The organism is Alistipes sp. CHKCI003, from assembly GCF_900021155.1.
Lineage (GTDB): Bacteria > Bacteroidota > Bacteroidia > Bacteroidales > Rikenellaceae > Alistipes > Alistipes excrementavium.
This window is the reverse complement of the sequence record NZ_FCNT01000008.1, coordinates 1-8,232: the sequence shown is the minus strand read 5'-3', so window position 1 is coordinate 8,232 and position 8,232 is coordinate 1. Positions and strand designations below refer to the sequence as shown.

At 60.3% G+C, this 8,232-nt stretch carries 5 protein-coding genes and 2 tRNA genes; 2 read left to right on the top strand and 5 right to left on the bottom strand.

Going from position 1 to position 8,232, the window contains the following annotated elements; genetic code table 11:
* Positions 1–580 precede the first annotated feature (580 nt).
* Positions 581–1,546: a FimB/Mfa2 family fimbrial subunit gene (locus tag BN3659_RS01080; protein WP_171847669.1), complete on the top strand. Its 966-nt coding sequence runs from the start codon at positions 581–583 to the stop codon at positions 1,544–1,546.
* 860 nt (positions 1,547–2,406) lie between these two features.
* On the opposite strand, the gene BN3659_RS01075 is transcribed toward BN3659_RS01080, so the two are convergent.
* The 5 genes from BN3659_RS01075 to BN3659_RS01055 all read right to left on the bottom strand — a co-directional run bounded on the left by BN3659_RS01075 (position 2,407) and on the right by BN3659_RS01055 (position 6,758).
* Positions 2,407–2,478: transfer RNA gene (locus BN3659_RS01075), tRNA-Arg, on the bottom strand.
* A 130-nt stretch (positions 2,479–2,608) separates the two neighbouring features.
* Positions 2,609–3,163: a hypothetical protein gene (locus tag BN3659_RS01070; protein WP_091533870.1), complete on the bottom strand. Its 555-nt coding sequence runs from the start codon at positions 3,161–3,163 to the stop codon at positions 2,609–2,611.
* 66 nt (positions 3,164–3,229) lie between these two features.
* Entirely contained in the window at positions 3,230–4,678 is a 1,449-nt protein-coding gene (locus tag BN3659_RS01065) for an OmpP1/FadL family transporter (RefSeq protein ID WP_091533868.1), read from the bottom strand.
* Between the two features lie 496 nt (positions 4,679–5,174).
* Positions 5,175–6,344, bottom strand: a complete 1,170-nt coding sequence (locus tag BN3659_RS01060) for an MraY family glycosyltransferase (protein ID WP_091533866.1) — start codon at positions 6,342–6,344, stop codon at positions 5,175–5,177.
* A 153-nt stretch (positions 6,345–6,497) separates the two neighbouring features.
* Positions 6,498–6,758 (bottom strand): HU family DNA-binding protein, encoded by a 261-nt coding sequence (locus BN3659_RS01055; protein ID WP_091533865.1) that lies wholly within the window; start codon positions 6,756–6,758, stop codon positions 6,498–6,500.
* Positions 6,759–6,948: 190 nt separating this feature from the next.
* Here BN3659_RS01055 and BN3659_RS01050 point away from each other — a divergent pair.
* Positions 6,949–7,033, top strand: a tRNA-Ser gene (locus BN3659_RS01050).
* Positions 7,034–8,232: the final 1,199 nt, after the last annotated feature.

Here is an 8,232-nt window from a genome sequence, read left to right as displayed (position 1 = left end):
GCGGAGAAGGGGGCGGGGCGGATGCAAAAGGCTTCCGGAGCACCGGAAGCCTTTTTAAGCGCGCGGGCGTTCCTGCGGTTGTCAGCTTGGGACGCCAACCCATTCAATCCAACTCAAGTAAACGCCCACGCTTCGCGCAGACGTTTGATCTATTGTTTTTAGATTGAATTCTAAGAATTGGCGGTTTTAGCTGATCCAAACAATATAGCAAACGCTGTTTCTCACATTTCCGAAACAAAGATAGTAATTTCTTCGGATGCGGGAACATAATGATCCGACGATTGACTGCATGCGACATACAAATGCCCGATCGAGGCATCCGAACGGGAGCCGCGATCCACGCGGGAAGGGCGGCCGCGACGGAAAGCCGCCGGAGGAGAAGGCATTTGCCGCACCGTCTGCCGGGGCGTCGTTCGGTGTCGTTGCCTATGTCGTTATCTGTGCCGTCGCCTGTGCCGTTATCTGTGCCGTCCGGACAGCCCGCCCGGCGGCCCGGAGGCGGAAAATTCGGGCGAGAGGTCGATTATGAGCCGATTGTAATGAAAGTTGCATCATTCGCGAATGTCTAATTGCGATTATTATGAAAAGATTTGTTTTTATAGCCTTGTCGAGCGTTCTCGTTTTCGCCGCTTCGTGTTCCGATGACGACGGCAACAACGGCAGGGATGAGCCTGCGCCCGCGCTTATCACGCCCGACATCAATGTCCGCATGGCCGAACCCCTCAGTCTGCATCCTTTCACCGGTGTGCTGGAAATATATCCCTGCAACAGCGAATCGTCCGTCTATTACGGGAACTACATCAATGGGAAACTGAGCGTATTCTATGGATATTACACCATCGTCGACGGCGACGTGTCGGGGAAGTACAACCGGGAACTGCACCTGCCGGCCGGCGATTACAACATGGTTTACTGGGGAACGCCGAAATACGACGAACCCATCCACAACACGCCGCAGATCAGCTCGCCCGGTCTGGTGGAGGGAGCGGACCTCTCCAAGCTCTATTTCAGCCTGCGGAGCATCGGCGACGGGATCTATTCTCCCGTTTACGATCTGGTGCATGCCGTCAAATCGGCCCATATCGGGACGGATGCTTTGCAAACATCGCTCACACGGGTGGGGGCGGGGTTGAAAGTCGTCGTCAAACAGACCGACGGCAGCGCATTCATCCCGGAAATCGCCAGCGTGAAGGTCAACATCGGCAATATCGCCGAAAAACTCAACTTCTATACAGGCGATGCGGAGAACATGACCAAGACCGTACAATTCGAACTCTCGCGTTCGGTAGACGGGCTGTCGTACGGCAACATCACGGTGATGTTGTTCCCCTCGGCCGCCAAGCCGCCGCTGGAGCTGATCATCACCTTGCAGGACGGAACCGAATACAAGTTGAACAAAAATCTGAGTGCGACGTTGTCGCCCAACACGCGGCTTACGTTGAATATCAACGTGGGCAAGATACTGGCGGAGGGAAATCCGGGGGATTTCCAGTACGACGATTGGGACGAAGAGAGCGAGACCATCGACTTCCCCATCGTGGATTGAAAATCCGTCCGTGGATTGCAAAGGGGCTGTCTAACAAGTTTCAGACACCCCTTTTTTATTCGTACTGCTGTTCGGCCTCTTCCCCGCGCAGGCGATTCTCAGTGGTTCCGGTATCGGCGCTGCGCCGCGGTCGGCCCGCTGCGCAGCGCCGATTCGGCCCAGCCCTCGACTCAGTGCGCCGTTGAACGCATTACCGTCCCGGCAGCGCAGGCGGAACCGGAATAGTCTCGGCCTGTCGGGGCTTTGAATTTCTCGACCGACGGTGCGGTTTGCGGTCCGATTCCGATGTGCCTTCCCGCCTCGTCTGCCCGGCGGTGCGCGGTCTTCCGGTCCGTTGCAGACGCTAACGCCGCCACCGAAGGATTGCGCAGGGCAGGACAGCTGGCCGGCTGCGTTCATGCCCGCAAGGCCGGACGACAGGCGGAAGCGGCCGCGGGCAAGATCGCGGCGCGTGAACTCGGAGACCGGCCCGGCGCGGCCGCCCCGTGTGGTCCCGTGCAGTTGACGGATCGGGCCTTTTCTGCTGTGCGGCAGAACGGGGTCGGCTTCGATAACCCGTTCGAAGCCCGCAAGGAACGGGCGTTTATTCGGCCGATGGCGAGTGTTTCCGTGCCGATATGCCGTACCGGCGCATTCAAGGCCGATACCCGATGCCCGTTCCGGGGCGCACCGCTTCGGTCTTTTTGCGGCCATAAGCGATGAAACCGAGTCCGAAGGCCATGTCGTTCCGTCCTGCCGTTTATTGCCGGCATCGGCAACGAGGTCCGGACGCGGTCGGCATGGTGCAGGTTTTCGGCAACCGTCTGACGGCATTCGCGGCCAAAAACGAACGAAGCGACGAAATCTTCCGTCGCTTCTCGTACCCTCGCCGGGAATCGAACCCGGATTTGCGGTTTAGGAAACCGCCGTTCTATCCGTTGAACTACAAAGGCCAACATTTGCTCCATATAATCCGGCGAAAAGTCGCGGACAGTCGCGCCCGAATGTCGCGGCTTGCCCTGCTCCGCGGTCAGGAAACCCCCGTCGCTCCCGCCCCCGAACTGCGGAGCCGCATGTCTCTTCTCAACGCCGGCGTATGCTGTCCGCCGCCGCATGGAAACGCTCCCGCGGAACGAAGACCATGCGGTCGAAATCCCGGTACCGGCCGGCCTCGCTCAGCAGATGGAACGTCGCTTCGCCGTGCCACGTCCCGTCGTCGTTCGCCGACGACGCGAAGACGATGCCGCGGGCAAGAGGCGCGCCGTCCTCGTCCACTCCCAGAAAATAGAGCCGCAGCCCCTCGGCCGAGACCGGCTCTTTCGCAGGTCTTGCCGCAACGTCGGCCACAAGATCGCACGAACGGCGCAGGGTTTCGATCCTTACCTCCAGCACCTCGTAATCGTCCGTCTCGTTGCTGAACGGTATATCCCGCCCCCGCAGCGCACCGAAACGGGGCAAAAGCTGCCGGAAAATCCGGTCGGCCGAGGCCGGAGAGCGCGTTACCGCTTCGTCGCGGGAATCGCTCCGCATCGCCCGGCAGACGATCCGCGGAAGCGGACCGAACGCAGCGTCGTCCTCTCCGCAGGCTGCGACGCAGAGTGTCGCGCCGGCCACGACGATCCGGAACCATCTCTTCATAAACAGGTTTGCGGCGCGAGCCCTCTCGGGGGAACGCGCCGCAAAGATAGGAAAAATTTTCCGGTTTCAGAAATGAAAACGCACCCCGACCGAAAAGGTGTGGGCATAGAGCCGGTAGTTGCCCGAGAAAGGCTGTTCGGCAGCCTTGGAGGCGGTCTCGGCCGCCGCTTCGGGAGCGGCGCCTCCCGCTACGGCCTGCTGATAGACGACACTGTAAGTGAGCGGGTCGGTGTAGGGGTAGGAACCCGTGCGCTCGGGATCGGCGGAGGTTACGTAGCCGTAGGCGAAGTCGAGCGACAGGAATCGCGCGGGATTCAGCGTGAAACCGGCCGTGAAGGCCATCTTGGTCATCGAAGGCGTCTCGGGATTCAGGTAGTCGCTCCGCACGGGGCTTTCGTCCACGTACATACCCAGACGGGCCTGTACGAAATCGCAGGGTTTGTATTCGCCGCCGAAGCGGAACGCCAGCGTATTTTTATAGTTCTTCACCGAATAGATATCCTCGATCTTCAGTTCGGGTTCGTTGAACGAGACGTTGAGGTCCTCGTAGGCGCTCCAGCCGACCCATTGCAGATCGACCGCGAACTCCCACTTCGGCGTCGGACGGAACGAGGCGGCCCATGTGAGATTCGTCGGCAGAGGCAGCTCGGTGTTGAACGTGCCTTCCGAGAGGCGGGGGATCAGTCCCGTCCGGCTCAACACCTGCCGGATTTCGGGCGAAAGGTAGTCGAGATCGGCCGTGCCGCGTTTCACCTTCATGTTGAGGCGCGAGCGGTAGGAGAACCCGACGGTCCACTCCTCGGTGATGTCCCACATCAGACCGACGTTCACGCCGACGGCGACCTGCGAATCGCCTTTGAGCTTGGCGGAAACCAGCGCGCGGTCGCCCGCATTCGTAAAGAGCGGCGCATATTGTCCCATTCCTTGTGAGGTCAGAATGCCGGCGATCGTCGCGTTGGTGGCGGCGCCGACGGGGAACATCGAACGAGCGAGGTCGAAATCGCCCCATGCGATCGCGAGGCCGGCACCGACGGCCAGTCCCTTGCAGATCTTGAACGATACGGTCGGTTGCACCTGATAGGCGCGGAGGCGGATGTTCTGGATGAGATGCGCGCCGGCCCAATTGTCGTTCCAGTCCATTGCAGAGCCGAAAGGCGTGTTGAAGGCGAGGCCCACGCCGATGCGGTCGGTCGGTTTGTAGTTGAAATAGACGTACATCGGGGTCGAGATCTTGTTGTCCGATTCGGCCGAGATGCGGTTTTCGCCCGAGTAGTCGATGTTGTTGTACTTCACGTAGGAGTAGATTCCCGTGAGGCCGGCCGACAGGTCGAACTTCGAGCGCTGGAAAGCTGCGGCCGCAGGATTGAACCACAAGGATTCGGAATTGAGTTTCAGCGCCGTACCGACATGGCCCATACCGTTCTGCCGCGAGGAGAGGTTGTTCACCTGATAACCTTCCGCATGGAGCTGCGGCGAGAGCAGGGCTGCGGCGAGCAGGAGGAGGATTTTCTTCATGTTCCGATTTTTAGATTAAAACACCGTTCGCATTCGCGGATGCGAAAATCGGGGGCAAAAGTAGAAAAATGATTGTCAAGGGCCAAACGATCGGTCCTAAAATTCCGAAAAATTGTACTGAAAGGCATATGAATGGACGTTTTGCCGGGCGGGGCCGTCCGGCGGAAATGCCGTCCGGCGCCGGCGGCACTCCGCCGGACGCCGTTTGAGGCGAGGTGCAGCGTGTCGCTTGGTGCGGCGGCGAGCGGATGTCGACGGGCGCGGGCGTGCGGCCCGTGTCCTGAGAAAAACGAGGGCCGGAAGGAGTGCGAAGCGCCGGGGCGTGGGAGGGGCATCATCGGCGGAGCGAAAAGCACCGATTCGGACGGGTCGTAGCATATCGAACGAGCCGGGCCGGAATGTACCGGGCCGAAAGGCGGACGGTGCGTGCGGAAGACGGGCGGTGCGTACGGAAGACGGGCGCGCATTCCGCACGCGCACAGTGCGGGCGCAGCGATCAGATTTTATCAATCCAGCGCTGGAGCGTCAGGAAAAAACCGTTCCTCTGAGGTCTGAGCCGGAGGTTGAGGGCGACGATGCGATCGAATGTTGCGGGCGAGCGGTGTTGCAGGAGCTTGAATCCGCCGTAGATGCCCGTCGTGAAGAGCAGGGCCAGCCCGACGACGAGGTAGAGCTGCGCTTCGGCCGAGGCGCCGAGGTGTCCGGCCAGCATCCATGCGAGGACGATCAGGAAGTTGAGCGTGAGGATGATGATCGTCGTGATGATGTGCGAGCAGCCCAGCTCGATGAAAAGATGGTGGAGATGGGTCTTGTCCGGATGGAACGGCGAGCGCCCCTTGAGCATGCGCGAGGACATGACGCGCAGCGTGTCGAAGACGGGGATCGAAAGCACGGCGAGCGTGAAGGCTACCGAAGAGTAGCCGCGTCCGTCGAGCAGGTGCGAAACCCCTTCGGATTGGATGACACGCATGACGAAGACCGACATGGTGATGCCCATCAGCAGCGTGCCGCCGTCTCCGATGAACATCTTGGATCGTCTGCCGAAGACGTTGTGCAGGAAAAAGGGAAGCAGCGATCCGGCCGTCGCCAGAGCCAGAATGCTCATCGGGCGCGTGGTGCCGTTCAGCGTGAAGACGGCGCCGAAAATCAGACTCGCCATGATGCAGTAGCCCGACGAAAGGCCGTCCACGCCGTCGATCAGGTTGAGAGCATTGACGATGCCGACGCAGGCGAAGATCGTAAGCGGTATGTATTCCGAAGGAGGAAGCGCATGGATGTCCCACAGGCCGCGGAGGTCGTCGAGACCGTAATGCCCGACGAAGATAAGCAGGCAGACCGCGAGGATCTGCACGACGAAGCGCGTCGACGGACGCAGATCGAGAATGTCGTCCATCGTACCCGTGTAGAGCATGATCATCATGGCGGCGAAAGCCACCAGCAGCGACGAACAGTCTGCGAAACCGTGGGTGCAGGCTACGCTGAAGAAGATGCCGAAATAGACGACGACGCCTCCGAGAATGGGGACCGGTTCTTTTTGGAGTTTGCGGGCGTTTGGATTGTCCACGATCTTCTTCATCTTCGCGATCTTCACGATGCACGGATGCATGAGGGCCGCGGCTGCGAGCGCAATCAGAAACGGTGCGACGATGAGCAAACTGTTCTCCATGGCTAATGCTGCGCATCCGAAGATGCGCCTCTCTGTTTGTCTTTACTTGTTTGCGCCTCTGATTCCGTTCTTAAAACCACGCAAATATAGTCTATATTATTAAAGATACAAAATTTGAAACGGCCGTTTTGCATACGGAACGGTACGGTCGGACTATTCGAGATCGGTCGTCGAGCGGAATTTCAGGACTTTGCGTGCGGGGACCTTCACCTGCGCCCCCGTGCGGGGATTGCGTCCCGTGCGGGGCGTCCGCTGCACGACGCGGAAGGTCCCGAGCCCCGACATGGTGAGGCTTTCGCCCTCCCGGAATGCACGGACCGCGATACGGACCGAGGCGTCGATCGCTTTTTTCGCCGCGATTTTCGTGAGTCCCGTTTCGAGGGCGACCGCCTCGGCAAGTTGAGTTTTGTTCATATTCCACGTATTGATCCGGATTGGCTTGGCGCTTTATTGTTCGCCGGCAGACAAAGGTAAACAATATTCCGGTAAATTTTTCGGCCCGTCCGGTTTTGCGACCGAATGCCGTTTACAGAAACCCGTTCGTGTCAGAAAGCAGCGCGAAGATTTGGCGGAACGGGAAATCCGTTGTACTTTTGCGGTGCACGGAGGGATGGCAGAGCGGTCGATTGCGGCGGTCTTGAAAACCGTTGAGCTGCAAGGCTCCGGGGGTTCGAATCCCTCTTCCTCCGCTACATCGGGATGCGAAAACGCCCGCTCCCCGAAAAGGCCGGGATGCGGTGAGGAGAACGAGCGGGCTGCAAAGAGCGGGAAACCGGTTTGCAGGTATCCGATTCCCTATTCTGCACGATATGCTCGGGGGGGGGCGATGCAACAGCGAATACGGGCAGGTTTGACGGCAAGTTCGGTTACTTGTCCGTTGCCTGCCCGAAATATTTTTCGTATTATATGGCGCTCCCGGGGATGGAAGACGCGGAATACGACGTTGCGAAGTGCCTGCAATATGCCGGAAGAATCGCCGGGAAGCCGAAAAACACGCTCTGTCGCACGGCGATCGCCGATTCCCTGTCCAACCGCTCGGAAAGCGGATGCGTTCCCGGCCGGGTGCAGGGACGATGCCCGGCTTCAGAGCGCCGCACAGCCTCGAACGATGTTCCGGGCTCGACCGGAAACACCACGGAAACGTATGAAAAACGCCGTCAGAGGCTTCTCAAACGCACTGCCGGCCGCGGCGAGAGAAAGGAGCCGCCGCGGCTGAAGGAGCTGGAGCAAACACTGTCGGAAACAGAGGCTCGCCGTCGATCGGCAGACGGGCGAGATTCTCACGCTGCCCGCGGCGCAGGCTCCGAATCCGCCGCCTGCGTCGGCATCCGCGGCCGCGGTCCGCCCGGACGTAGCGATCCGCATGCAGCCGATGGGAAGGTTCCCCACCGCCGGTTCACGCCCCATGTCGGCCAGCCGATCCGCAATTTCCAATACCGCTTCACCGTCGCGGCAGAGGACGGAGGATGCGGCGGGAGGCATTCGCGCGGACGACCGCCCGGGCCGAGATCGTCGTGCCGGAGCGGCGGCAGCGGCGGGAAAAGCGGCCGGGGGAAGGAGGGCCCCCCCCGGCGGTCTCCGGCCTGCCGGGGGAATATCGTCGGGAAGGGTGCCGGACGGAAAACCCGGCGATACGGCACGCCGCAAAAAACCGGAACGTCTCACGACGCTCCGGCAACCTAAAAATAATTAAAACCAAGATAAAACTTACTTCTGCCTTGTTTGGATCGGTGGCAGACCCGATTGGGAAAAAGGGGGAATAGCTCCGGAGCGGTCGGGCACTCACTCGTCGGCCCCGCCTATGGATGCCGGGCCATTCCCCCGCGGCGGTTCGGCGAACGACCGCCAGAAGAAGGAACCGACCCCGGCGGCGTTGACCGCGGCATTC